This is a genomic window from Micromonospora sp. BL1 (genome assembly GCF_003667485.1).
GTDB lineage: Bacteria > Actinomycetota > Actinomycetes > Mycobacteriales > Micromonosporaceae > Micromonospora > Micromonospora tulbaghiae.
The window spans coordinates 1-490 of the sequence record NZ_RCVK01000208.1; the positions used below are offsets into that span (position 1 = coordinate 1).

The 490-nt window shown below is 66.9% G+C and carries 1 protein-coding gene; it reads left to right on the forward strand.

Translation table 11 applies throughout. From position 1 onward, the window contains the following. On the forward strand, positions 1–490 hold a 490-nt coding region (locus EAD96_RS11420), incomplete at both ends, for a transposase (RefSeq protein WP_147457866.1).

Consider the following 490-nt stretch of genomic DNA (forward strand, 5'->3'; position numbering starts at 1 on the left):
CGGGAGGAGGACGGCGAGGCGACCAACGCCGGGTTCCGGACCTACGGCAAGTCGAAGGACTCCCGCGACGACCTGCCGCAGATCGTGATCGGGATGGCGGTCACCCGCGACGGGATCCCGGTCCGGGTGTGGTGCTGGCCCGGGAACACCGCCGACTCCAAGCTGATCCGCCAAGTCAAGGACGACATGCGGGACTGGACCCTGTCGAAGATCGTGTGGGTCGCGGACCGGGGCTTCTCCTCCGAGCGCAACCGCCGCTACCTACGCCAGGGCGACCACTCCTACATCATCGGTGAGAAGCTGCGCTCGGACTCCCCGGAGATCAAGGCCGCCCTGTCCAGGCAAGGGCGCTACACCGAGGTCGCACAGAACATGCGGGTCAAGGAAGTGAAGGTGGCGGAGACCGAACGGTTCGTCATCTGCCACAACCCCGACCAGGCCGAACGTGACAAGCAGCTGCGCGACGACGCCATCGCCCGCATCAACGCCG